20 protein-coding genes are annotated in these 23062 nt (G+C 47.5%); 4 read left to right on the top strand and 16 right to left on the bottom strand.

Annotated elements, in window-relative coordinates:
- Positions 1-13: 13 nt before the first annotated feature.
- From M3212_RS06280 to cobA, 13 genes are all read right to left on the bottom strand, one after another.
- Positions 14-958 carry a D-2-hydroxyacid dehydrogenase gene (locus tag M3212_RS06280; RefSeq protein ID WP_251193103.1) on the bottom strand — a complete coding sequence of 315 codons (945 nt, stop codon included), beginning with the start codon at positions 956-958 and terminating at the stop codon, positions 14-16.
- A gap of 17 nt (positions 959-975) precedes the next feature.
- The gene (locus M3212_RS06285; RefSeq protein WP_251193104.1) at positions 976-2277 is read right to left on the bottom strand and encodes a DUF362 domain-containing protein; all 1302 of its coding nucleotides are present in this window, start codon (positions 2275-2277) and stop codon (positions 976-978) included.
- A gap of 63 nt (positions 2278-2340) precedes the next feature.
- Complete coding sequence (locus M3212_RS06290; protein ID WP_251193105.1) at positions 2341-3024, bottom strand: GntR family transcriptional regulator; 684 nt, start codon at positions 3022-3024, stop codon at positions 2341-2343.
- A gap of 238 nt (positions 3025-3262) precedes the next feature.
- On the bottom strand, positions 3263-4465 hold the full coding sequence (locus tag M3212_RS06295) for an NAD(P)-dependent malic enzyme (protein WP_251193106.1): 1203 nt from the start codon (positions 4463-4465) through the stop codon (positions 3263-3265).
- Between the two features lie 76 nt (positions 4466-4541).
- Positions 4542-6731 (bottom strand): malate synthase G, encoded by a 2190-nt coding sequence (locus M3212_RS06300; RefSeq protein WP_251193107.1) that lies wholly within the window; start codon positions 6729-6731, stop codon positions 4542-4544.
- 291 nt (positions 6732-7022) lie between these two features.
- Positions 7023-7775 (bottom strand): IclR family transcriptional regulator, encoded by a 753-nt coding sequence (locus M3212_RS06305; RefSeq protein WP_251193108.1) that lies wholly within the window; start codon positions 7773-7775, stop codon positions 7023-7025.
- Positions 7776-7873: 98 nt separating this feature from the next.
- Entirely contained in the window at positions 7874-9331 is a 1458-nt protein-coding gene (locus M3212_RS06310) for an FAD-linked oxidase C-terminal domain-containing protein (protein WP_251193109.1), read from the bottom strand.
- On the bottom strand, positions 9324-10688 hold the full coding sequence (locus tag M3212_RS06315; protein WP_251193110.1) for a (Fe-S)-binding protein: 1365 nt from the start codon (positions 10686-10688) through the stop codon (positions 9324-9326). The genes M3212_RS06310 and M3212_RS06315 overlap by 8 nt, the downstream gene beginning before the upstream one ends.
- Position 10689: 1 nt before the next feature.
- A complete protein-coding gene (locus M3212_RS06320; RefSeq protein ID WP_251193111.1) occupies positions 10690-12015 on the bottom strand; it encodes an FAD-binding oxidoreductase in 1326 nt (441 codons plus the stop codon).
- Positions 12016-12402: 387 nt separating this feature from the next.
- Positions 12403-13422, bottom strand: coding sequence for a nicotinate-nucleotide--dimethylbenzimidazole phosphoribosyltransferase (gene cobT, locus M3212_RS06325; protein WP_251193112.1), 1020 nt, complete (start codon positions 13420-13422; stop codon positions 12403-12405).
- Between the two features lie 15 nt (positions 13423-13437).
- The gene (locus M3212_RS06330; protein ID WP_251193113.1) at positions 13438-14064 is read right to left on the bottom strand and encodes a precorrin-2 dehydrogenase/sirohydrochlorin ferrochelatase family protein; all 627 of its coding nucleotides are present in this window, start codon (positions 14062-14064) and stop codon (positions 13438-13440) included.
- Positions 14061-14873, bottom strand: coding sequence for a sirohydrochlorin chelatase (locus M3212_RS06335; RefSeq protein WP_251193114.1), 813 nt, complete (start codon positions 14871-14873; stop codon positions 14061-14063). Before M3212_RS06335 ends, M3212_RS06330 begins: the two co-directional genes overlap by 4 nt.
- 1 nt (position 14874) lies before the next feature.
- Complete coding sequence (cobA, locus tag M3212_RS06340) at positions 14875-16347, bottom strand: uroporphyrinogen-III C-methyltransferase (protein WP_251193115.1); 1473 nt, start codon at positions 16345-16347, stop codon at positions 14875-14877.
- Between the two features lie 239 nt (positions 16348-16586).
- On the opposite strand from cobA, the gene M3212_RS06345 reads away from it, so the two are divergent.
- The 4 genes from M3212_RS06345 to M3212_RS06360 all read left to right on the top strand — a co-directional run bounded on the left by M3212_RS06345 (position 16587) and on the right by M3212_RS06360 (position 20309).
- Positions 16587-16889 carry a MerR family transcriptional regulator gene (locus M3212_RS06345; protein WP_251193116.1) on the top strand — a complete coding sequence of 101 codons (303 nt, stop codon included), beginning with the start codon at positions 16587-16589 and terminating at the stop codon, positions 16887-16889.
- A 175-nt stretch (positions 16890-17064) separates the two neighbouring features.
- A complete protein-coding gene (locus M3212_RS06350) occupies positions 17065-17877 on the top strand; it encodes a divergent polysaccharide deacetylase family protein (RefSeq protein WP_251193117.1) in 813 nt (270 codons plus the stop codon).
- A 3-nt stretch (positions 17878-17880) separates the two neighbouring features.
- Positions 17881-18453 carry a GNAT family N-acetyltransferase gene (locus M3212_RS06355; RefSeq protein ID WP_251193118.1) on the top strand — a complete coding sequence of 191 codons (573 nt, stop codon included), beginning with the start codon at positions 17881-17883 and terminating at the stop codon, positions 18451-18453.
- 38 nt (positions 18454-18491) lie between these two features.
- A complete protein-coding gene (locus tag M3212_RS06360) occupies positions 18492-20309 on the top strand; it encodes a S8 family peptidase (RefSeq protein WP_251193119.1) in 1818 nt (605 codons plus the stop codon).
- 303 nt (positions 20310-20612) lie between these two features.
- On the opposite strand, the gene M3212_RS06365 is transcribed toward M3212_RS06360, so the two are convergent.
- The 3 genes from M3212_RS06365 to cysC are packed head-to-tail and all read right to left on the bottom strand — an operon-like array spanning position 20613 to position 23051.
- Positions 20613-20810, bottom strand: coding sequence for a DUF3906 family protein (locus M3212_RS06365; RefSeq protein WP_251193120.1), 198 nt, complete (start codon positions 20808-20810; stop codon positions 20613-20615).
- Positions 20810-22432 carry a nitrite/sulfite reductase gene (locus M3212_RS06370; RefSeq protein WP_251193121.1) on the bottom strand — a complete coding sequence of 541 codons (1623 nt, stop codon included), beginning with the start codon at positions 22430-22432 and terminating at the stop codon, positions 20810-20812. Before M3212_RS06370 ends, M3212_RS06365 begins: the two co-directional genes overlap by 1 nt.
- A 13-nt stretch (positions 22433-22445) precedes the next feature.
- The gene (gene cysC / locus M3212_RS06375) at positions 22446-23051 is read right to left on the bottom strand and encodes an adenylyl-sulfate kinase (protein WP_251193122.1); all 606 of its coding nucleotides are present in this window, start codon (positions 23049-23051) and stop codon (positions 22446-22448) included.
- Positions 23052-23062: the final 11 nt, after the last annotated feature.

The raw sequence follows: 23062 nt of genomic DNA on the forward strand, positions 1-23062 counted from the left end.
CGCTTTCTTATATTTAATAGTTTGCTTTCAGATCAACCTGATTTTTTAACGGTTTGTTCGCAAGGAAGTTCGCAACATTTTCAAGCACAATCCGAAACACCCTCTCCATATAATGATCGGAATTTCCGGCAATATGGGGCGTAAGAAAGACATGCTTCATCTCCCACAACGGACTTTCAGGCTCAAGCGGCTCCTTTTCAAATACGTCTAATGCAGCTCCGCCGATTTGGCCGCTTTCCAGCGCGGTGATTAAATCCGCTTCCTTCACAACAGAACCGCGCGCCAAATTGATGAAAAAGCAGTCCTGTGGCATCGCAGCAAAATGCTCTTGGTGGATAAAATGCTTCGTCCGAGGGGTCAATGGCAGCAGGACAATGACAAACGAACTCTCCGTCAAGAGCGCCTCCCATTCCCTCTTGACGATCCGATCAAAATTCGGCTTGCTTAAGCCGCTGCGGCTGGCTCCATAAACGTTCATCCCGAATACTTTACACATTTCAGCAATCGCAGACCCAATTGCCCCGGCGCCAACAATCGTCACCGTTTTCCCGGCTAATTCTCCACCAATGAACCCTCCTTCCCACTGATGCTTTTTCTGCAGCTCCCGGTAGTGTAATAGCTTGCGGGTATGGGCGAGCATCATGCCAAGTGCGTATTCTCCCATTTGTGAGCCGTGGATTCCCTTCGCATTCGTAACGGTGATTCCTCTTTCGGCTAATTCAGCGAACGGAATATTTTCAACTCCGGCGGTCGTAAGCTGAAGCCATTTCAGCCTCGGTGCTTTTTCGATTGACTCAGGGGTGAAGTTCAAATGATCAGACAGCACAATGTCAGCCTCCTCTAAATAGGACTGCGCCTCCTTTTCTGAGTGACAATGACAAATTGTGATATCAGGATAGGAATCTCTTAATTGATTCAGTTGTGTTTCCGGAATATGGATCGTCGTGACAAGTTTCATAGGTCCCTCCTTCGGCGTTAATTGATTAGATTTCCAGTCTGGTCGAATGTCCAGGAAGCAGCTGCCCCTGCTACTTCCATCTGTGGGTGATTTTTCGCCTCTTCGACTAAATTCTCTGAAATGAAAATCCGGTCAAGCTCCAGCGTATTTTTAATGCGGACTACTTTTACATCCTCGATTTGTCTCCGTCCGGCCGTCCGGATCGCTGTTACAATCGCTTTTTGATCAGTGGCGAGTATGACCGGCAGCTTGGCGCCGTTAATTTCGACCGCTGTCGTTGAATTGGCATACAGCGCGGAAAAATCAATGCTTTCGACCGTCCGGACGGTTGTATAGTCCGCGAGGCCAATTCCGGAGGCGTTGCCTTTTGTTTCTTTCGTTATATTCAGAACGACAATTTTACTGATTGGCGGAGCATCGAATACTTCCGACTGATTACAGGAGGACCGTCCAATAATATTCGAATCCATCCCGCTACCGCTTATGTTCTTACCGATTTCATCGACGATCAACACATCGATTTCCTCACATAGCAGCTTCGGCATTAACCGCTTCGCTTCAACTAACAGTTCTTTTTCCCGTTCTGGCAACTGTTCTTTTAGCACGACTTCGACATGGGCGGTTTCGTGACATGAATTTTCAATAATGCCGACGCCAAAAAGAAACGGCGTCCGTTCGATAATGTGGCGCCCGACGGCTGGAATCAGCTCGGCGAAGTCTCCCATCCCCCCTTTATGCAGATAGCTCGCCCCTTTATGCTTGCCGAGGCCAATGCCAAGCATCTTCATGATACCGCTTTCAATTTCACCTTTAAAATCTGTATGCGGCTTAATTCTCGCAATGACGATAATTCCTTCCGCGTCTTCATACGCCAGTCGATCGAAGTACACCTCGACGTCGCCATAGGCTTTGCCAAGATAGACGGTATCCATACTTGCTCTGACCGGGGCGCCGACTTCCGCTTCCGTAATCCCATACCCCGCTAAAATTTTCGCCTGGCCCTCGGCTTTTCCCGCGCCGTGACTTCCCATTGCCGGCACAATAAACGGCTCTGCTCCTAGTGCTTTTAACTCGGTGATTGTCGCTTTGACAATCGCCTGCAAATTTGTAATCCCTCTGCTGCCGACGCCGACTGCAATTTTCATCCCCGGCTTGATTTTTGCCACGAGCTGCTTCCGCTGACACTCCTCGTGAATCAGTGCTGGAATCGACTGCACCTCGATTTTCGTCATAGCAAACGTCTGCCGCACCGGATACATCGTCGGTAATTCCAGCTCAAACCCGCCTTCTAGTTGAAAATCTTCAATTTTAAGCTCCATCTGCTGACTCCTTTCTATCTGAAAAAAGATGCCTTAAAAAGTGGACATCTTCCCCAATAACCTTTATGATTTCGAAAAAAGTTCACTATATTTCTCCTTATACAGTTCAATGATTTCTACCGTGCTCTCTTTAATATGTTTGCTTAATTTATAGTGGGCCAGCTCGACATCCTTTGCGATGACCGCATTCAAAATCTCTTCGTGCTCCTCAATCAGTTTGCTCGTCTTTCTAGTCGCCAGCAGACTGAGATAGCGAACACGATCAAGGTGCAGCTTTTCTGCCTGAATTACGGACCAGACATTTTGATAGCCGCTGATTTCAATTAGCCTCTCGTGGTATCTTTCATCAAAGTGATAGAAGGTTTCGCGCATCTTTTCATCCCGAAACTCCTTTTGTTTGGCAATCAATGCCTGTAATGCATCGATATCATCCTCGTTCAATCGGATAATGCTTTGATGAAGAGCAGCGCATTCTAGCGATTCCCTGACAAAGAGTGACTCTTTCACTTTATCAATGTCGATATACGAGACAAACGTCCCCCTTTGCGGATAAATTTCGAGCAGACCTTTTTCCGAGAGTCTAATGAATGCTTCCCTGATCGGCGTTCTGCTCACTTCCAGCAGCGCCGACAGCTCTTTCTCCGATAAACGCTGTCCTGGCAAAAATTCCAACGAAATAATCGCTTCTTTGATTACTTCATAGACTTGAGAATGAATTGATTTTGTTTTATCAATGGTTATTTTCATTAGGATCACCTTTTATACTAATATGGTAGTATGTTATGTTTTATGCCAAGAACGTTTTGCTTTACATGAATTTTCTGTTTTTCAAAGAATAAAAAAAAGCCTGGAATAAAGGCAGGTTTCACCTTTTCCAGACTAAAAGCAAGGCGCAGGACTATTTTTCCTCCCACACACCTATTCGTTTAATTAACATTATCTTCCTACTCGTCTCTCCCTCAAACCTGTCAAGTTTAGCTGCATTTCACTTTCCAACAGGTGTACGTCTCATAGAGTGTCTTGCTACATTTGTTTTCATTGCCGCATTGGCAACCGCTCCTGCGACAGATTCCACCACACGCTTATCAAAGGCATTTGGAATAATGTACTCTGGTGTCAATTCTTCACTTGTTATTAAATTAGCAATGGCATAAACAGCTGCTATTTTCATTTCCTCATTAATTTCTGATGCTCGAACCTCGAGAGCTCCTTTGAAGATACCAGGAAAAGCAAGAACATTATTCACTTGATTCGGAAGATCGGACCGTCCTGTTCCAATAATGACTGCTCCCGCTTCCTTTGCTTGCTCAGGCATAATTTCCGGCTCTGGATTTGCCATCGCAAAAATAATTGCATCTCTCTCCATAGATCGCACCATTTCCTGTGTTAATGCTCCTGCCACGGAAACACCGATAAACACATCGGCACCCCGAACAGCCTCGGCCAGTTTACCTGCTTTTGCTTGCTTATTTGTCCTCTTGGCAACCGCCGTTTTCATCTCGTTTAAATTCTGCCGTCCAGGCTCGATAATTCCTTTTGAGTCACATAAAATCAGGTCGCCAATCCCAAGGTTCAACAATAAATTTGTAATCGCAATCCCCGCTGCCCCTGCCCCATTGACGACCACGGTGACATCTTCTAATTGTTTGTTCACATACTTCAAAGCATTTATTAATCCGGCTGCGGAAACGATCGCCGTACCATGTTGATCATCATGGAAGACTGGAATGTTCATTTCCTCCTTCAGACGTTCCTCAATGAGAAAGCAATTAGGAGCTGAAATATCCTCCAGGTTGATACCGCCAAATGTGGGCTCCATTGCTTTGACCGCTGCAATAATTTGCTCCGGATCCTGCACATTTAAACAAATTGGAAAGGCATCAATGTCTGCAAACGCTTTGAATAAAGCCGCCTTACCTTCCATGACCGGCATTGATGCTCCACCGCCGATATTGCCTAACCCAAGAACTGAGCTTCCATCAGAGATGACACCAACAAGGTTTCCTTTAATCGTATACTCATATATCTTCTCTTCATCAAGATGGATTTCCTTACAAGGCTCGGCAACGCCGGGAGAATACGCCAGACTAAGGTCATCCATACTTTCCAATGCGACCTTTAAATTGACATCCAGCTTCCCTCTCGTTTGTTTATGCAAATCTAAAGCTCTTTCTCTGATGGATTGCATTCAATCAGCTCCTCAATCTTTTTATTAACAACGCTTGATTCGAAAATCAAGACCCTTCAAGCGTGAGGTAAGCTTTTTACTGCTTACTATATAGCTGTTGGGCAGCTTTTTGCTTGAACTCAATCCGACGACGATGCAAAATCGGTTCTGTGTAACCGCTCGGCTGTTCTTTACCGAGGAAAATCAAATCTTTTGCTGCTTGAAAGGCAATCGACTGATCAAAATTAGCTGACATTGGACGATACGCCGGGTCACCGGCATTTTGCTCGTCAACAACCTTTGCCATCCGCTCTAATGTTTCATTTACTTGCGCCTCTGTGCAAATACCGTGGTGAAGCCAATTGGCAACATGCTGGCTCGAGATACGTAATGTCGCACGATCCTCCATTAATCCTATATCATTAATATCCGGCACCTTCGAGCAACCAACGCCTTGTTCAACCCAACGAACAACATAGCCCAGAATACCTTGTGCGTTATTATCCAGCTCTTCTTGAATTTGTTCCGGGCTCCAATTTGTTTCTTCCGCGAGCGGAATTGTCAGAATCTCATCTGCATAATTTCCGTTTTGTATTTTTAATTCATTTTGAATCTCAACAACATTTATTTCGTGATAATGAAGCGCATGAAGCGTTGCTGCTGTAGGAGAAGGAACCCAGGCTGTATTGGCACCAGCTTTGATTTGCCCGCCTTTTTGTTCAAGCATGGCCTTCATTAAATCAGGCATTGCCCACATTCCTTTTCCAATTTGGGCCTTTCCTTGTAACCCCGCCTTCAAACCAATTTGGACATTTGATTTCTCATATGCTTGCAGCCAAGCTGAAGATTTCATATCATTTTTACGGACCATCGTTCCAGCTTCCATCGATGTATGAATTTCATCACCCGTACGATCCAAGAAGCCTGTATTAATAAAAACTACCCGTTCTTTTACTTCATAGATACAATTCTTTAAGTTAAGTGACGTCCGTCGTTCTTCATCCATGACGCCAATTTTCAAGGTGAAGCGCTCCAGCCCTAACAAATCTTCCACACGTGCGAATAATTTATTGGCAAATGCCACTTCTTTAGAGCCGTGCATTTTTGGTTTTACGATGTAAATCGAACCTGTTGTTGAATTTTGATACTTGCCATTGCCGAGCAATGTATGTTTAGCGATTAAACTCGTTACAACCGCATCCAAAATTCCTTCAGGGACTTCATTTCCATCCTTATCAAGTACAGCGTTGATTGTCATCAAATGCCCAACGTTACGGACAAGCATCAGCGAGCGACCACGAAGCGTTAATGTCCCGCCATTCGCGGTTGAATAAACCCGATCTGGATTTAATGTTCGCGTCACTGTTTTTCCGGCCTTTTCAAATGATGCTGATAGATCGCCTCTCATTAATCCAAGCCAGTTGCGATAGACGATCACTTTATCCTCAGCATCAACCGCTGTAACCGAATCTTCACAATCCATGATGGTTGTGATCGCCGCTTCGACAAGAATATCTTTCACACCGGCTTTATCCGTTTTACCGATCGGGTGACTGCGATCAAGCTGAATGTCAACATGAAGACCATGATTGTTTAATAAAATCGCGGTCACCTCACCCTCTTTTTCTTGAAAACCTCTGTATTTTTCGGCGGCTTGTAATGTCGTTTCTTCACCGCTTGCCAGTGTTGCCGTAAATTCTGCACCAGCCTTGTATTCTGTCACATCATGATGCGATCCCGTTTGAAGCGGGAATGTTTTATCAAGAAAGTCCTTCGCAAAGGAGATGACTTTATTCCCACGAACTTCATTGTAGGTAGCCAAGCGTTCCGCTCCGTCTTCTTCAGCTATCACATCCGTCCCGTATAAAGCATCATACAGACTTCCCCAGCGCGCGTTCGCGGCATTAATGGCATAACGCGCATTGTTCACCGGAACAACTAATTGTGGACCAGCTTGTTGTCTAAATTCTAAATCGACATGATCCGTCCTAACCTGATAATCTTCTTTCTCAGCCTCCAGATAGTTGATGTCTTTTAAAAACTTTTTGTAAGCAGCAGGATCAAAAGAGCCTTGATGCTGCTTATGCCATTGATCAATTTGCTGCTGGATTCGATCACGCTCTGCCAACAAAGCTTTATTTTCTGGTGCAAGCTCCTCAATAAGTCTCGAAAAACCATCCCAGAACTGCTGCTGATCAATCCCACTCTCCGGCAAAGCCTCTTGATTAATAAACTCAAATAACTCCGTCGCGACTTTTAATTGACCTACTTTTTCATACTGTTGCATCGGTTCGTCCTCCTTATTTTTGAGTTGAACATTACTTTACCTATGTTTCTTATTAGGAAACAGTGTTTCTATTTAATTCAATCATAGCACACCATCCAAAGAGTTTCCAATTACTTTTTCATTAATTTTAATTTTTAGATAATATTACAAAACGGTGTGCGGACCATTACCACCTTTTGAGGGCGGCTGAAAGTGGGGGCCTGCAGATTGACGTGTCATGGGCAAAGCCGGCTCCCCCTTGAGTAAGCTCCCAGCCCCTTGAGAATTAGCTTTTCTAAATCAAAGGTTGTCTTACTCCGTATAACCTAATCTGGCTGATATTTTCTTTCCAATTTTTTTGATCAATTCCTCTAAATCATGTAAACGTTCAGCCGTCATTCGAAGGGTTGGACCTGAAATACTTACAGCTGCTGTCACCCTTCCGAGATGATCAAAAATCGGCGCGGCGATACAGCTAATCCCGGCTTCATTTTCCTCTATTTCAACCGCATAGCCCTGTTTGTAGATTTTCTGCAATTCTTCAAGAAACGCTGCTTTGTCTGTAATTGTGTTTTCCGTATGTTTCGGTAAGCCATGCCTTTGAATGATGGCCTCAACCTCCTGTTCGGTCAAATGGGCAAGGATCACTTTCCCGACACTCGTGCAATGAATGGGAGCTCTGCGTCCAATCTTCGAGTGCGTCCGAAGCGTTTCATTCCCTTCCAATTTCTCAATGTAATACACTTCACCTTGATCAAAAACGACCAGATGGATAACCTCATTTGTCTGACGCTCTAATTCCTCTAAATAGACACGTGCTTGACTGCGCAGATCAATAGAATCCAGCAATAATGAGCCGAGCTCCAAATATTTATAGCCTAAGCGATACTTTTTGGTCGTTTGATCTTGTTCAATAAATCCATGACTAACAAGTGTGCTCAAAATTTTGTAGATCGAGCTTTTATTTAATTCGATCTGAGATGCCAATTCTGTTACACCTAGTCCGTCTTTATTTTGACTCACTAAGCTGATAATTCTTAGTGCTCGGTCTACAGACTTAACCATACTTAACCTCCATTACGCTGCTTCATTAGTAGGGACATTATACCATAAGATAGCATCTCCGATTAGAGTACGGAGGTCGATATGGTCATTTTCCTTCGTCACATCGTTGAGACCTTTTCTGCCTGTTTAGCCAGCTTGACTTCCACACATCTTCCCGGCGAAGGAAACAGCTTCCCGTCGTTGAGCAGGCGATCCGGGTTGAAAACCTCTCGAATATCCGTCTGGGCAGAAATTTCTTCTTCTGAGAAAATATAGCGCATCTCATTCATCTTCTCAATCCCGACACCATGTTCACCGGTGATCGAGCCCCCGACATCTGCACATACCTTCAGGCAAGCACTTCCTACTTCTAATGCTTTTTCAGCTTGACCGGGAATCCGCGCGTCAAACAAAATGAGCGGGTGGAGATTTCCGTCTCCAGCATGAAAAATATTAGCAATTCGCAAACCACTCTCTTTGCTAATTTGATTGATTCGCGTTAGCACCTCTGGCAGCTTGCTCCGGGGAATGACTCCGTCCTGGACGAGATAATCAGCGGAAATCGCCCCCATCGCGCCAAAACCTGTTTTACGATTAGCCCACCATCGCGCCCGTTCTCCCTCATCCTGTGCCACCTTCACTTCACGAACATGATGCTGTTGACAAACGGTGAGAATATGGTCAATTTGCTCCTGGATCCCGGCAGAAATCCCGTCTACCTCAATCAAAAGAAGCGCTTCTATATCAAGCGGGTGCCCGACCGGAAATGCAGCTGACTCAACACCTTCAATCGCCGTTTTATCCATCATTTCTAGCGCAGCCGGCACAATCCCGGCAGAAATAATATCGGATACAGCCTGGCTCCCATCCTCAACCTTATCAAAATACGCCAGCACGGTCTGCTTTGCTTCAGGATTTTTAAGAATCCGCACCGTAATCTTCGTCACAATCCCAAGTGTCCCTTCCGAACCGGTGAATAAGCCTAATAAATCATAGCCGGGTGCATCCGGAATGCCTTCCGCTCCAATTTCAATAATGTCTCCATTCGGCAGGACAACCTCAAGTCCAAGGATATGATTCGTTGTCACCCCGTATTTCAGGCAATGAGCACCGCCGGCGTTTTCAGCGACATTGCCGCCAATCGTACAGCAGGATTGACTGGAAGGATCCGGCGCATAATAATACCCTTTATCGGAGATGGAATTGGTTAGTTTAAGATTAATATAGCCCGGTTCGACAACAGCGCGCCGATTTTCTACATCCACTTCCAAAAGCCGCTTCATTTTCACGAGACTGATAATCACTTCCCCATTTACCGGAATTGCCCCTCCACTTAGTCCTGTGCCGGCTCCGCGCGCTAAAAACGGCAGCCGATGGCGTGCGCAGTAACGCACAATCGCAGCGACCTCCTCTGTCGTATTGGGAAAGACGACAGCTTTCGGCAAATGCTTATGAATCGTAAACCCGTCGCAATCATACGCTAATAAATCCTCACGTTCATAAAGAATGGAGTAAGGACCTGATACGAGCGCTGCCAGTCCACGAATATGGGGATCTTTTATTTTCAGTTTACTCATTCTTTTGACCCTCCTGCTCATCTTCTTTTTGATACGCCCAATCCAAGAGTTGTACGGTGTGAACAACCTTCTGATTTCGACCATATTTTTCAACGCCAATGGCCATTTGCAGCATACAGCCTGGATTTCCCATCGAAATCATTTCGACATCCTCAGGAACATTGGACATCTTTGAATCCAAAACAGCGCTTGCCATCTCAGGGTTTGTAATATTGTAGACACCCGCGCTCCCACAACAACGATCCGCGTTTGTCATATGAACCATCTCGACACCGGGAATATCGAGTAATAAATCACGCGGCTCCTGCCGAACACCTTGACCATGAGCGAGATGGCAGGCATCGTGATACGTAATTCTAGCATTCAGCTTTGCTTTTGGTTTTTCGTAGCCTGTGTCGTGTAAATGCTTTGATATATCTTCTACCTTTTCAGCAAAGCGTTCCGCTCTTTCATACCATTCTGTGTCAACCTCTTTAAAAAGCTCTCCATATTCTTGAAGCATACATCCACAACCAGCCGCATTGACAATGACCTTATCAGCTTGCTCAAATGCTTCAATATTTTGCTTCGCCAGCTTCCGCCCCATCTCACGATCCCCGGCATGGACATGCAAAGCACCACAGCACGTTTGATTTTTAGGAATGGTGACTTCGTTGCCATTTCTCGTTAGTACATTAATCGTTGCCTGATTAATATCGCTGAACATTACATCCATGACACAGCCTGTTAAAAAAGCCACCTCCTGCTTTTTTTCACCTTTGGCAGGAATTGTTTCCTGGTTCTTATAACGTTTCATCACAGGTTTGCCAATGGTCGGCATAACCGCTTCCATTTGTGCCAAATGCTTAGGCATTATTTTTGTCAAACCTGTTTTTCGAACAACGCTTTGAACACCTGTTTTCTGATAGAGCTTCAGCAGTTGACCAAGCGAGTGAAGCCGACTTTGATGCGGAAAAATACCTTGCAAAAACAATTTGCTTACTTGGCCTTTCCACCCTGTTAATGGCATCGCCTGGCGAATCTGTCCACGCGCCTCTTCAATTAGACCACCTACATCAACATCGGCTGGACAAGCAGTCGTACAGGCTCGACAATCCAAACAAGCAAACACCGGATCGGAAAATTGCTCATTTACGACCAGCTTTCCTTCGGCAACCGACTTAATTAAATGAACGCGCCCGCGCGGCGAATGCTGTTCCTGACCTGTTAGTTCATAGGTCGGACATGATTCTAAGCACATCCCGCAATGAACACAATCAGCCCACTTGTTTTCATCCGGTTGATCTTTCCATAAATAATTGTTCTTGCTGCTCGTGCACGGAGGCTCTTGCTTTGGCTTTACTTCAACTGTACTCATCTTACATCCCTCCCACAAAGCGCTTATGATTGAGAATCTTATTCGGATCAATCTTCGCTTTAATTCCTTCTAGTAGAAAGAAATACGATGGCTCCTCGCCCCAAACGGATATGTTTTTTCGAATCGACAGCGGGAGATGCTTGACAATCACATAACCGGATAATGCGGTTACAGCCTGCTGAACAGCATCGATTGCCGTGATCACATTTTTTGCCGTCCCTTTTAGCACCACTTGACTTAATCCGTGCCCTAAGCCTCCATGCGCTGCAATTTCGATATGATGTGACTCCTCCAGCATATGGCAGCTGCGGATAACTTGCAGAACATCGAGGTTTTTGACGCCTATTTTTAAGATGGCTTCTGTTTCATGCTCCTCCGGTTGCCCTAAACCATTAGGGGGAAGCTCGTAAAAGCGCTTCCAAAAGTTCCTTGCTTCTTCGCCTGCCAAAACCCGCAGCTCTGCGCCAGCAGGCTTAAGCTGCTTTGTAAACTCCTCCTGATAACGGACAGAGCTCTTCACATCTTCATAGCCAATCGCCAATGTATATCTCTCATTTCCAGTCAATGCTTTCGCAAGGGTTGGGTTGAAAAGCTCAAGCGCAACCGGCTCTAAAGCTGAATCCAAAAAACGAACGGCAAATGAGTGAACTTCTTCTACTTGTTCCTGGGCAAAGGAAAGCAAAACGAGACTTTGTTCCTTCGGAATTGGACTGAGCTTAAATGTGATTTCCGAAATTACAGCAAGCGTTCCCATTGACCCGATAAATAATTTGTTCATATCATAGCCTGCAACGTTTTTGACGACCTTTCCACCTGCGCGGATTACCTTCCCATCTGGATAAATCAATTTCATGCCGATAACAGCATCCCTTGCAGAACCATAGCCAAGGCGCTTTGGTCCGCTGTCATTTGCTGCTACAATACCACCAATCGTCGCTGAATCAGGCCAGAATGGATCAAGTGGAATCATTTGTTGATGGGTAGCGAGGTAATCCTGAATGTCTTGAAAACGGGTGCCCGCCCTTACCGTCAATGTCATATTGCCGACTGTATGCTCAATGATCCCGGTATAGTTTTCCAATGAAAGCAGAAGATCGGATTGTGCGACCACCCCACCAAAGGCTTTTTTTGTGCCTTTACCGGCTACAGTTACGCTCTTATTATTGGCATTGGCATAAGTGAGGACGCTTACAATTTCCTGCTCTGTTTTTGGATAGACAGCCACCCGCCCTTCGTTCCCAAATAGACTTTGTTCTTCCCTTTTTTCTTCAATCTGCTGTTCCGGCACTAGTGCCTTTAACTCCTTGAATACTTCTGAAACAATCATGCTATCACCTCTTTTTGTTTCTTATTAGGAAACGCAGTTTCTCAAAAACCTAAAAGAAGCTGCAAAAATTTTCACTTTTAGTAATATTCCTCATTTTATGCGAATGTCCTTCTTTATAATACAATTTTTTCGTTTTTTTTCATTAGGATTTTTTCACTTTGAAAATTGTTGGTGTATGAAGGTTGAGGCGGAGCCTACTTCGAAGTTAAAAAAGGGACAATACTGCTCAGAAGCACACCGCAGAAGTCCTTTCTTGCTAGTAAGGCGCGGAGCCATTGACTATTAACTCGCTAAGCAAGCCTGTCTTTTTTAAAAAGGATTTTCATATCTCATCTCGATACGAAAATCCTCTTTTTATTATTGCTTAGTTGTCTTGGTACAGCTCTTCTACATGCCGATATCCTTAAAGGTTGCCATTTCTCTCATCATTCGCGATGCGGCCTCGACAATCGGATAGGCGAGTGCCGCTCCTGTGCCTTCGCCAAGACGCAGATCGAGCTGGAGCAACGGCTTGCTCTGTAAATAAGCGGTAACAATGCGGTGACCATCTTCAACAGATTGGTGAGCGATCATTAAATAAGGATGGACTTCCGGTTCAAGCTTGGCAGCAACAAGCGCCGCGGCTGAAGAAATGAAGCCGTCGATCAGGACAGGCACCCGCCGTGCCGCGCCTTCCAGTATAACACCAGCGAGCGTCGCGATTTCCAGGCCACCGACTTTCGCCAAAATGGATAGCGGCGGGGTTTGCGCGGTAATACCACGGTTTGTGAGCGCTTTTTCGATAATCGCAATTTTCTGCCGCTTCGTCTCCTGATTAATGCCGGTGCCGTATCCGACGACATCCTCGACCTTACTTCCGGTCATCGCGGCAGTTAACGCGCTTGAGGCCGACGTGTTGCCGATCCCCATCTCGCCGGTAATTAACAGGCGGTGACCTTGTTCAATTTGTGAAATAGCCAGCTGACGTCCGATCTTCAATGCGGAAGTGGCTTCCTCCTCCGTCATCGCATCCTCATGAAGGAAATTCCCCGTGCCATAACGGATTTTATGATGGGCAATCGGCTGGTTGCCAAGGTCTTGATTTACACCGACATCGGCTACGGTAACGGTTGCGCCGATTTGACGGGCGAACACATTGATCGCCGCTCCCCCTTTCACAAAATTATCAATCATCAGCGCAGTTACTTCCTGTGGATACGCCGATACTCCTTCACTTACGATCCCATGGTCGGCCGCGGCGACGATAATCGCCGGTTTTTCGATCACAGGTTGAACCTCGCCGGTAATCCCGGCCAGCTGCACGGCCAGCTCCTCCACCCGGCCAAGGCTGCCAAGCGGCTTTGTCAGCTGATCAAGATGCGCCTTCGCCTGCTCGATTATTGCAAGATCAAATGGTTGAATCGTCATCATATCTTCCTCTTTTCAGTTGTTTCTTATCGCTTCTTCCAGCAGCAGTGTGAAGGAGCGTTCCCGTTCCGGCTGGCGGAGGAACTCTTCAGACGCCGCCTGTTGTAGGAGCCTTTTTCGCACTGACGCCGGAAGCCGACTGGAGAGCACCCGCTCGCGGACAGCCTCCAAAAAGGCTAAATCCTGTTCACTGTCCTCGGGGAGAGCCGCAACCAGCTTCTGTTTTATCTGCTTTGCATAGGTTGGACTGATTCCGCTTGTCGAAAGAGTAATCAGCAGCTTTCCTTTTTTCACGGTTAATGGAAACGTAAAGTCACTTAAAGCCGGGTCCGTGGCGACATACACCCATTGAGACTGCCGACGGTTTCGATAGAGAGCTTGATGGAGAGAATGGTCATCACTCGTCAGCAGCAGCAGGTCGGTTGAAAAGCTTTCTTCAGCGCTTACCGTTCTTTCAATCCAAGTAACTTCGCTGTGCTCAAGATAGCCAGTCAGGTCCGGATCAAGGCGCGGTGAATAGATCACCACCTCAGTCACCCCTGCAGCCAGTAATTTCGGTAGATGCCGTGCCGCCACTTTTCCTGCACCGACAACAGTCACGCTTTTTCCTGTTAGATTGATCATCACCGGCAGCTGGTTCATTGTTGCAGCCACTGCCTGTTCAGGTTTTCAGCCGGAAACGGCTCTGCCTCCAGCGCTTCTTGAACACGCTCGGCCAGCACATCAACCAGCCTGTCGTCAAAGCCAAGATAGTCACAAAGAATAAAGGACTTTTCCGTCCTTTTCGACCACTGCGCAAGCTGCTTTTCCAGCGTTTCCATCAACACGCCGGTAAATAGCAAATAAGGGATGACGTAAACCGTTTCATTCGGCAGACGAGTAACACGGGCAAGCCCTTCTTCGACATTCGGGTGCGTCGCCGCCATAAAGCACACCTCCACGTCTGTTACCGGCGTAAATTCCCACACAAGCCTGGCAATCTTCATCAAATCGCTCGTCGCCTCCGGATCACTGCTCCCCCTGCCGACAAGCAAGAGCGAGACCGGCTGCCGTTCCTCATAGCGCGGCCGCGCCGCTGTCAGACTCATTCCGGCTTTTTTAAGGCGTGCTTTAATAATTTCAATAATCGTCGCCTCAATTCCCATCGGCCGACCATATGTAAAACTCACATCCGGATATTGCGCGCGCTGGCGTTCGATTTCCTGCGGAATATCAACTTTGGCGTGCATCGCTGTTAATAAAAGAACAGGGACGACAGCAATCCTCGTTGCCCCTTGCTTTATACAGGTCCGCACTCCTTCCGTGATATCCGGGTCAGCCAGTTCCAAAAAACAGCATTCCTGGATGGCGACCTGCGGATGTGCCGCTTTTGTTTTTTCCACAAAATTACGTAACTCATCATTTCCTGCCTGCACACGGCTTCCATGTCCGATATAAAGAATCGCCTGCATTCTACACCCTTCCTTTTGCCAATTGAGCCTTCATTAATGCTTCGCGCAAAGCTTCCCGCGCCGGCTCCTGTAACGTTTCCGTAATCTCATATCCTAAACGCTGCGCCTCGTTTGCCGAAGCCGGTCCGAAGCAAATCACCGCCGCCCGCGAAGAGAGGCTTGCCGGCGTCTGCGAGCACGCTTTGATTTCTTCCGTCACGACGCGAACCGCTTCGGCGCTCGGGAACACGATCGTATCAATCCGGTCTTCCTCCAGTAAGCGTCGGCACGTCATATGCGATTGCGCGACGACGGTTTCACGGTGGGAGCGGCAAAATTGATAGCTTCCGTAATCGGGGAGCAGTCTCTCCCCAACCTTTTTTTCGCCAATGACCAGCCGTTTTCCTTGCTGGTGAGGAGTCAGCTTAGTTACAGGATAAGCGAGACAGGCATAACTTTCAATTGCTTTCACCGACTTTCCGGAAGCCCCGTACAAGTCAGCCGTTAAAGAACGAATATCGACCCGCTGCTCCTTCAGCCTCGCGAAGAACCAGTGGACACTGGCCGGCGAATGAAAGATGATCTCCTGAAACTCTGCGAATGAAGGAACAGGCGCCGATTCCCAGATCGTTTGGAAGCGTGGGTATTCAAACACCGTCGCCCCGAGCCCGGTTAATTGCGCGGCAATTTCGCTTTTTCCCCCACCTGTTCGCGCAAACAGAATATGCATACCGAAGAGGGGCTGTCGTTCAAACCAGCTCTCCTTCGTCCGCAGCTTGGCAACATCGCCGATTAACGTAATCGCCGGATTGGAAAAGCCGACGCGACGAGCCTCGTCGCTAATCGTCGCAATCGTCCCCTCAAGCACCTTCTGCTTTCCAAGCGTCCCCCATTGAATGAGCAGAACCGGCGTTTGTCCAGGCTTTCCATGTGCGAGTAGCTGCTCGCAAATATAAGGCAGGTTTTTCACCCCCATATAAAAGGCAATTGTATCGATTGTCGCCAGCCCACGCCAATCGAGCAATGGCTGACCATTGTCCGATTTATCATGGCCGGTAACCATCGCGAACGATGCTCCATGATCACGGTGGGTAACCGGAACACCGGCATATGTCGCCGCGCCAATCCCCGCCGTAATACCCGGAACAATTTCATATGGAATCCCGGCCTGCTCCAGCGCCTGCACTTCCTCCCCGACCCGGCCGAACACACTCGGATCTCCTCCCTTTAGACGGACGACCCGCTTTCCAGCCTGACTGTATGTGACAAGCAGCTCATTGATGGACTCCTGGCGAAGCAAATGGCGATCAGGCAGCTTGCCGCAATAGACAAACTCAGCTTCCGGCTTGGCGAGCTCGAGCAAAAGCGGATTGACGAGGCGGTCGTACAAAATGACATCCGCTTCTTTGATAACCTGTTCGCCTTTTAGCGTCAGAAGCCTTACATCTCCCGGTCCTGCACCGACTAAAAACACATAGCCTTTTTGCTCTCCCATTTCCAACTCCTCATTTCTGTATGAAATCTTTGATAAGTCCGACTTTTTTTATAAGTTTTATCAAGTATAATACAACAAATGGATAATCACAATACAGGAATTGAACAAAAATCACCTTCTAAAAAAAATGTAAGATTATCTAACATGGATGAACACTTCTTTACACTCAATGTGATATGATATGGCAAAAGGTCCGAACATTCCAACGAGAAAAACAGCAGATGGCGGGGGTGGTGACAATGTCCTACAAAGATAAAAAGGTAATTACGATTGGGATGGTGAGTGAGTTAACCGGACTGTCTGAGCGTAAGATCCGCTACTACGAGGAGCGAAAATTAATTTATCCCGAGCGTTCCAAAGGCGGAACGAGAAAATACTCTTTCCTTGATGTCGAAAGACTCGTTGATATTGCCAATAAGATGGAAGATGGCATGCAGACATTTGAAATTAGACGTATGGAGCAAAAACAGATGCAAAAGCAGGAAGTACGGGAAAGAATGTTGCGTGGTCAGTTGAATGCTGCGTTCAACATGCGAAAATAAAATACGCTAGAGAGGGTGCCGTAAAAGTGTCGACTTTTACGGCACCCTCTCTTTGTGCGCCAGGGCGCGCCAAAAGGAAATACAATCCATTTGGCGCGCCCTTACTTTTTCACTCATAGAAAAAAGTCTCCTATGGCAAACTAGCCAAAAGATCAAGAAATGAGGGACTTTTGAAATGCCACGTCTGATACAGGTTACCTTGCTCTTGTTTGCCCTATTGACCGTCTGCTATATGCCTTTGCCGCTTTCCGTCGCGGAACAGAACCAGGTTGCGATTATTATTGATGATTTCGGCGGGAACGTGAAGGGAGTCGACGATTTTCTGACAGGAGAGATTCCGATCACTGCGGCGATTATGCCGTTTCAGCCCTTTTCGACTGAGCAGGCGGAGCGGGCCCATCAAGCCGGGCTTGAGGTGATTATTCATATGCCGATGGAGCCAAAAAGAGGAAAAGCCTCCTGGCTCGGTCCGAAGGCGATCACCAGTCAATTATCCGATGATGAAATTCGCATCCGTGTCCGTGAAGCGATTGCCGATATCCCCCATGCAAAAGGGATCAACAATCATATGGGTTCTAAAATCGTCGAAAATGAACATATCGTCAGGGTCATCCTCGAAGAAGCGAAAGCCCATAATCTCTATGTCATTGACAGCGGGACAAGTCCTCGTTCAATGATTCCCAAAGTAGCCGAGGAGCTGGGCATCCCTTATGCAACGCGGCATATTTTTCTCGATGATACGATGTCCTCCCGCGTTCATGTCCGTAAACAGATGACCTCGCTTCTCAAGGTCGTGGAAAAGCAGCATAAGGCGATCGGCATTGGTCATGTCGGCATAAAAGGAAACGAGACATTTGCCGGCATCAGTCATGCCCTTCCGATCTTTAAAGAAAACAGGGTCGACATCGTCCCCGCCTCCCACCTGCTTGATTCACCAATTGATAAAGACTATCAATTTTTTTGGCAACAGCAATTGAAGGAGGAATAGCAGATGGCAAATCAACTTAAAGACAAGCCTCTGATCTGGTCTTTTGCGGCAAACGATCAGACGGAGGTGACCCTGCGCCCTGTCGAGAAAAGCGATGCCGGTGCGATCATCGCTTCAGCCGCCGGAATCGTGTCACAGGGCACCTATCTTCAAAAGGAGCGTGTCCACACCCTTGCCGAAGAGGAAGCCTTTATTGAGCAAATTGTCCGAAAAGACAATATGTATATCGTCGTTGAGATTGCCGAAACGGTACAGGGTGTCGCCCGCGTATTGCGGGGGGAACTGGCGATGAAGCGGCATACGGGCCTGTATCGGATGTGGCTTGACGACGGCGCCCAAGGAAAAGGAATTGGAAAGAAGGTATTGGAATATACACTAGCCTGGTGCCGGCTGCACCGGCTTCATAAGCTTTGTCTGACTGTCTTTTCCACAAATGAAGTCGCCAAACGATTGTATGAAAAAGCCGGCTTTATCACGGAAGGCGTGCAGAAGGAACAAGTATGGCTTGGAGAACAGTTTGCTGATGAAATTTTTATGGCCTATTTTTTTGACGAAGGCTCGACTACTTTTGAATAAATCACCGGGAAAGGATGACAACAGGAATGATGTGGCGAATGGCAAAAACTGTACTTATTGTTGGAATTATTGGACTTGGCCTGGCGATCATCGGCAGAACGCTAATTGCCGATAATCAATACTCGATCCAAACAAAGGATATACCGCAAACGCTTGAAAACACAGCGATGGATAAGCTGATGGCTGAGGATCTGGCGATGACAACCTCGCTCTTTTTGAAGCAGCTGTCCGCACAAATGCAGCGCTGGGCGGATTCTAGTCAAAAGGATGAATTACCGGAAAAATTCTCAGAGGAAATTAACGAGCACCCCCATTTCCACGGCTTTGCAATTTTAGACGAGAAAGACGTAGAGGTCGAGGTTGGCGAGATTGAGCGCCTTGACGCCTCAAAGCTGACGCATACTCATATGAACAGCCGCTTCTCAGACCCTTATTCAGTAGACGGCAAACAGTATATGCTGATGGGAGAAAAGCTTCAGGATGGGCGGACGGTGCTTGGTGAAATTGATCTCACCTTCGTCCAACAGTTCGTTAAGGATTTGGCATTTGTCGCCGACGCGAACGGCAGCTTTTTCGTTTCCGGAGCCGACCCTGATATCGGCTGGAAGACAACCGATGACATGCCGGAGAACTTGCAGGCCGAAATCGTTCCCGAACTTGGCTGGCAAATCGTCGTCCAGTCTGATAACCAAAAGCCTGAACATTTACAGCATACCTATCACGAAAATCAGGCCGTCATTAAATTCAAGCGGCCTTTGGCAGCGGCGGACTGGTTTGCCGCCCAGGAAAATTTAATTGTGAAAGAAAACCATGATCCCTTCTATGTCGTCGAATCGCCGACTGAATCGACCGAGGAATTAATCGGCCGGCTTCGACGCGAATACGATTTAGAAATCGCTGAACCGAATTATATTTTTACCAAGCAAAACCTTTTGCTTTCAACGGTCCCGGAGAAGGAAGAGCCGGCAAGACCGAGACAGCGGGTCGCGGCTGAAGGTGCGGTGCCGAATGATGAATTTTTCCAGCCTTATCAATGGAACCTGAATCAAATTTATGCAAGCCAGGGCTGGAATCTGTCAGGCGGCGAGGATGTCACGATTGCCGTGCTCGATACCGGTGTTGACCCGAACCATCTTGATTTAAAGGATAAGCTTTTACCTGGCTTCAATGCCTTTGATGAAAGTGACGATGTTTCCGACAGTCACGGCCATGGCACCCATGTCGCCGGAATTGCTGCGGCTCTCACGAACAACGTAACCGGTATCGCCGGCGTTTCCTGGAAAAGTCAAATTCTCCCTGTGAAAGTGTTAAACGAAAAAGGGGAAGGCTCCTCGTTCGAGGTGGCGAAAGGGATTTATTGGGCGGTTGACCACGGGGCCGATGTCATTAATATGAGCCTCGGTGACTATTATGACTCCGAGGCGCTACATGACGCGATTCGATACGCTTATGAACAGGACGTTGTATTAATCACTGCTTCGGGAAATGACAATGTCGAAGACCCGATGTATCCATCACGCTACGATGAAGTACTGACTGTAGCGGCTGTTGATGATACGCGAAACCGAGCCTTCTTTTCGAATTACGGTCAGCACGTCGATGTCGCCGCGCCCGGGGAGCATATCCCTAGCCTGTTTCCAGACAATAACTATACGGTCATGTCAGGAACGTCGATGGCAGCGCCGCATGTCGCCGGACTGGCCGGCCTCATCCGCGCCTTGCGTCCGGACCTGACGAATCAGGAAGTGTATGATGTGATCACTTCCACCGCCGAGGATCTCGGCACCGCAGGCCATGATCCATATTACGGCTTCGGTGAAATCAATATCGTCGCAGCGCTCGAATCGGTTTCTTAAGATAAGTGTCAAAAAAAGAAGCTGCTGAAAAAGTGAAAATCTCCTTTTTCAGCAGCTTTGTCAGCCTCCAAACCCTTGCAGCGGCTCCGTTCTGCGCCAATCCCCAACCGAAGAAACGGTTGGGGATTTTAAAAGAGGCCCAGACTTCGCACCCTGCTTCGAGCTTAAGAATTAACTTCTATACTATTGGCAATCGCTCCGCACGCTGCCCGTCTGTTAGGAAAAATCCGCTCCTAACAGACTTCAAACCCTTGCAGCGGCTCCGCTAATTGCTTATAAGGTTGTGCCCGTTCGGGCACAACCTTATACCATAAACGCGGCTGTTTTGCGTAGTGGCTTTTTTTCGAGCAGGGTAATTTCCCCAATCTCCGGGAGCTTGAGGAAGCATTTTTCGACTTCCTGTTCAGCGGCGGTAAAGGCCGCTTCCTCGGAGTCCGCGGCGACGATCACTGTTACGCTTTTGTCTGCAAGATCGACTTCAAATTTATAAAGGTAGCGCATCAGGAGGCCACACCGAGAATTTCGTCGAGCGCGTTTTGCAGGGCATCATGACCGACACGTTGGTAAAAATCAAAGAACAGTTCATTCGGTTCTTTATTTTCTTCAAAATAGCGCAAAAGCGAGGTTAAAGCAGGCGCCAATTCCTCTGCTTCGACCTTTCCTTTCAGCTTATGATTGAATTGGGCGTGTTCTGTTTCCAACGTGCCACCAACATAAAACTCAAACGCTTCCACCATCTGTTTATCCTTTGTCTTCATCTTTACCCCTTGGAGTCCGATATCGGCAATTTGCCGTTGTCCGCATGCATTTGGGCAGCCAATCATATGAATCCGGACAGGAACGTCGACTGAAATATGCTCATCTAAATATTCCGCTACGCGCCGCATCCGCTCTTTCGTCTCAACAAGCGCCAGGTTGCAATATTCAATTCCGGTACAGGAGACGGAATAGCCAATAAAATGCTTCGGCTCTAGCTTAATCCGCTCAAATAACGGCTCCGCCAACAGTTCTTCCACTTTCTCATTTGCGACATTCGGAATGATGATGTTTTGTGAATTACACGTGCGAATTTCACCATTTCCATAGGCTTTGGCGATCCGGGCCAGTTCAAACCATTCGGCTGAGTTCATTCTTCCAACTGGCACATTAAAGCCGACATAGCTGAGACCGTCCTGCTTTTGCGGATGAACGCCATAGAAGTAGCCGCCATTCCATTTTTCAAGCTTGCACGTTCCCTTTGACGGTAGCTCTCCTGTGTATTCAAGCAGCTTCTCTTTAAAGCGGTCGACGCCCCAGTCAGCAACGAGGAACTTCAAGCGCGCCCGGTGGCGTTTTTCCCGGTAGCCGTAATCGCGGTAAATCGTTGTAATCGCCACCGCCACTTCCTTTACCCGTTCCGGCCGGACAAACACATCAAGCTCTTCAGCCAAATAAGGCTTTGCTGACAGGCCGCCGCCGACCTTGACATGGAACCCGACGACTTCCTCGCCATCCATTTTCTTCACAGCAGGTGTAAAGGCAACGCAGTTAATCCGGTCGTGCCCGGCGTTGTGAATGTTGGCCGAGATCGACATTTTAAATTTACGCGGCAAGTTGGAAAACTCCGGATTACGCTGGAAATACCAGTAGACATCCTCGACAATCTCGCGCGTATCAAGCAGCTCATTCGCGTCAATTCCGGCAAGCGGATTGCCGACAATCGTCCGCGGGATGTCGCCACATGCACCGACAGAAGATAAACCGACTGATTCGAGCCGCTTGAAAATATCCGGCATATGCTCAATCTGTAGCCAGTGATATTGAATCGCCTGACGCGTCGTAATATCAATCACATCGCGGCCGTAATCTCTCCCGATTCCAGCAATCACCTCGGCCTGTTCATTTGTGATGACGCCGCTCGGAATGTTGACGCGCATCATGAAATAACCGTCTTCCTTTGGCCTCTGCAAATAAAGTCCTGCCCATTTAAACAGGCTCCAGTCCTCTTTCGGAATCGACTCAAACCCTTCCTTCGCGTAGCGCTCGATATCCTGTAAAATTTCAAGTCCGTCCTTCTCCAGCTTGCGCAGCTCATCCTTATTCAACTTATCAGGCTCTTTTGCCCAAATCTTTTCGTATGCCATCGCTATCGCCTCCTTAGATGATCGCTCTCTTTTTCAAATAATCGACTATTTCGTCGACGGACTGTTCCACTGTTTTTTTATCGGAATCAATAATCAGCTCCGATGCTTCCGGCTCCTCATAAGGTGAGCTGATCCCGGTGAAGAACGGAATCTCCCCTGCACGCGCTTTTTGGTAAAGTCCTTTCGGATCACGCGCTTCACACTCTTCAAGCGAGCAGCGGACATAAATTTCAACAAACTCACCTGCTTCAACGAGCTCGCGAACCTGCCGGCGATCCTCTCTGAACGGCGAAATGAATGCCGTACAAACGATCGTTCCCGCGTCGACAAACAGCTTGGCAACCTCGCCAATTCTGCGGATGTTTTCTTTCCGGTCCTCATCGCTAAAGCCAAGTCCTTTATTCAGCCCATGTCGGATATTATCTCCGTCTAACACATAGCTGCGTGTTCCTTGCTCAAACAGCCTCTTTTCCAAAGCATTGGCGAGCGTCGACTTTCCCGCTCCAGATAAGCCGGTGAACCATAGGATCGCACTTTTATGTCCACTCTGCTCCCAGCGTTCCTCCTTGCTTACCGCCGCCTCGTGCCAGACAAGCTGTACCTCTTTTGATTGAGTCATCTTTTTCCCTC

The sequence above is a fragment of the Halalkalibacter oceani genome, assembly GCF_023715705.1.
GTDB classification, from domain to species: Bacteria; Bacillota; Bacilli; order Bacillales; family Bacillaceae_D; genus Halalkalibacter; species Halalkalibacter oceani_A.

Bases quoted from the DNA above. Each gene is read 5' to 3' on its own strand.
- M3212_RS06280 (WP_251193103.1), bottom strand. From the start codon at position 958: ATGAAACTTGTCACGACGATCCATATTCCGGAAACACAACTGAATCAA.
- M3212_RS06285 (WP_251193104.1), bottom strand. From the start codon at position 2,277: ATGGAGCTTAAAATTGAAGATTTTCAACTAGAAGGCGGGTTTGAGCTG.
- M3212_RS06290 (WP_251193105.1), bottom strand. From the start codon at position 3,024: ATGAAAATAACCATTGATAAAACAAAATCAATTCATTCTCAAGTCTAT.
- M3212_RS06295 (WP_251193106.1), bottom strand. From the start codon at position 4,465: ATGCAATCCATCAGAGAAAGAGCTTTAGATTTGCATAAACAAACGAGA.
- M3212_RS06300 (WP_251193107.1), bottom strand. From the start codon at position 6,731: ATGCAACAGTATGAAAAAGTAGGTCAATTAAAAGTCGCGACGGAGTTA.
- M3212_RS06305 (WP_251193108.1), bottom strand. From the start codon at position 7,775: ATGGTTAAGTCTGTAGACCGAGCACTAAGAATTATCAGCTTAGTGAGT.
- M3212_RS06310 (WP_251193109.1), bottom strand. From the start codon at position 9,331: ATGAGTAAACTGAAAATAAAAGATCCCCATATTCGTGGACTGGCAGCG.
- M3212_RS06315 (WP_251193110.1), bottom strand. From the start codon at position 10,688: ATGAGTACAGTTGAAGTAAAGCCAAAGCAAGAGCCTCCGTGCACGAGC.
- M3212_RS06320 (WP_251193111.1), bottom strand. From the start codon at position 12,015: ATGATTGTTTCAGAAGTATTCAAGGAGTTAAAGGCACTAGTGCCGGAA.
- cobT (WP_251193112.1), bottom strand. From the start codon at position 13,422: ATGACGATTCAACCATTTGATCTTGCAATAATCGAGCAGGCGAAGGCG.
- M3212_RS06330 (WP_251193113.1), bottom strand. From the start codon at position 14,064: ATGAACCAGCTGCCGGTGATGATCAATCTAACAGGAAAAAGCGTGACT.
- M3212_RS06335 (WP_251193114.1), bottom strand. From the start codon at position 14,873: ATGCAGGCGATTCTTTATATCGGACATGGAAGCCGTGTGCAGGCAGGA.
- cobA (WP_251193115.1), bottom strand. From the start codon at position 16,347: ATGGGAGAGCAAAAAGGCTATGTGTTTTTAGTCGGTGCAGGACCGGGA.
- M3212_RS06345 (WP_251193116.1), top strand. From the start codon at position 16,587: ATGTCCTACAAAGATAAAAAGGTAATTACGATTGGGATGGTGAGTGAG.
- M3212_RS06350 (WP_251193117.1), top strand. From the start codon at position 17,065: ATGCCACGTCTGATACAGGTTACCTTGCTCTTGTTTGCCCTATTGACC.
- M3212_RS06355 (WP_251193118.1), top strand. From the start codon at position 17,881: ATGGCAAATCAACTTAAAGACAAGCCTCTGATCTGGTCTTTTGCGGCA.
- M3212_RS06360 (WP_251193119.1), top strand. From the start codon at position 18,492: ATGGCAAAAACTGTACTTATTGTTGGAATTATTGGACTTGGCCTGGCG.
- M3212_RS06365 (WP_251193120.1), bottom strand. From the start codon at position 20,810: ATGCGCTACCTTTATAAATTTGAAGTCGATCTTGCAGACAAAAGCGTA.
- M3212_RS06370 (WP_251193121.1), bottom strand. From the start codon at position 22,432: ATGGCATACGAAAAGATTTGGGCAAAAGAGCCTGATAAGTTGAATAAG.
- cysC (WP_251193122.1), bottom strand. From the start codon at position 23,051: ATGACTCAATCAAAAGAGGTACAGCTTGTCTGGCACGAGGCGGCGGTA.